The following is a 1,759-nucleotide window of genomic DNA, read 5'->3' as shown; positions in this document are numbered from 1 at the left end:
AAGTGAGAATGCCGGTATAAGTAAACGAAAAGGCAGGTGAGAATCCTGCCCGCCGAAAGCCTAAGGTTTTCTGGGGAAGGCTCGTCCGCCCAGAGTAAGCCGGGGCCTAAGCCGAGGCTAAATAGCGTAGGCGATGGAAAATCGGTTGAGAATCCGATGCCACTCATAGCCGTTTGAAGGATGGGGTGACACAGGAGGGTAAGCTGAGCGCACGATTGGAAAAGTGCGTCCAAGGAGGTAGGGTGAGAGATAGGAAAAACCGTCTCTTGAGAAGCCCGAGAACTGAAGGGGAGCGAAATTAAGTAGCGAAGCAGCTTAAGCCCAAACTGTCAAGAAAAACCTCTAACGAGGCGAAAGAGTGCCCGTACCGCAAACCGACACAGGTAGGTGGGGTGAGAATCCTAAGGCGCGCGAGAAAACCCTCGTTAAGGAACTCGGCAAAATGACCCCGTAACTTCGGGAGAAGGGGTACCCCGGTAGCGTGAAGAACAAACGTTTGGAGCGTGAGGGGGTCGCAGAGAAAAGGCCCAAGCGACTGTTTACCAAAAACACAGGTCCCTGCAAAATCGCGAGATGAAGTATAGGGGCTGACGCCTGCCCGGTGCTGGAAGGTTAAGGGGAGAGGTTAGTGGCAACGCGAAGCTTTGAACCGAAGCCCCAGTAAACGGCGGCCGTAACTATAACGGTCCTAAGGTAGCGAAATTCCTTGTCGGGTAAGTTCCGACCCGCACGAAAGGCGTAACGATTTGGGCGCTGTCTCAACGAGGGACTCGGTGAAATTGTAATGCCGGTGAAGATGCCGGCTACCTGCGACAGGACAGAAAGACCCCGTGGAGCTTTACTGCAACCTGACATTGGGTTTTGGTATTGGATGTACAGGATAGGTGGGAGGCGTGGAAGTCAGTACGCTAGTATTGGCGGAGCCAACGTTGGGATACCACCCTTTGAGTATTGAAGTTCTAACACAGTCCCGTGAAGCCGGGACGTGGACAGTATCAGGCGGGCAGTTTGACTGGGGCGGTCGCCTCCCAAAGAGTAACGGAGGCGCCCAAAGGTTCCCTCAGCGCGGTTGGAAATCGCGCGCACAGAGTGTAAAGGCAGAAGGGAGCTTGACAGCGAGACGAACAGGTCGAGCTGGGACGAAAGTCGGGCTTAGTGATCCGGCGGTATCGAGTGGAAGAGCCGTCGCTCAACGGATAAAAGCTACCCCGGGGATAACAGGCTTATCTCCCCCAAGAGTCCACATCGACGGGGAGGTTTGGCACCTCGATGTCGGCTCATCGCATCCTGGGGCTGTAGTAGGTCCCAAGGGTTGGGCTGTTCGCCCATTAAAGCGGTACGTGAGCTGGGTTCAGAACGTCGTGAGACAGTTCGGTCCCTATCCGTCGCAGGCGCAGGAAACTTGAGAGGAGCTGTCCCTAGTACGAGAGGACCGGGATGGACAGACCACTGGTGTACCAGTTATTCCGCCAGGAGTAGCGCTGGGTAATTATGTCTGGCCGGGATAAGCGCTGAAAGCATCTAAGCGCGAAGCCCCCCTCGAGATGAGGTTTCCCATAGCACAAGCTAGTAAGACCCCTGGAAGACTACCAGGTAGATAGGCCGGGTGTGTAAGCTGGGTAACCAGTTCAGCTGACCGGTACTAATAGGTCGAGGGCTTGACCTAAAACAGCAACTAAAACATTGTAACTCCTACGCTGTACAGTTTTGAGAGAACATCTCAACTAAAACGATAAATATTTCTGGTGACAATGTCGGA

Annotated in this window: 1 rRNA gene; it reads left to right on the top strand. The window is 54.1% G+C overall.

Annotated elements, in window-relative coordinates:
- Positions 1-1,666, top strand: a 23S ribosomal RNA gene (locus Psfp_RS20980); the annotation flags it as partial.
- Positions 1,667-1,759: the final 93 nt, after the last annotated feature.

It is taken from the genome of Pelotomaculum sp. FP (assembly GCF_004369245.1).
Lineage (GTDB): Bacteria > Bacillota > Desulfotomaculia > Desulfotomaculales > Pelotomaculaceae > Pelotomaculum_C > Pelotomaculum_C schinkii.
The sequence above is the reverse complement of the archived record's forward strand: the minus strand, read 5'-3'. Positions and strand labels throughout refer to the sequence as shown.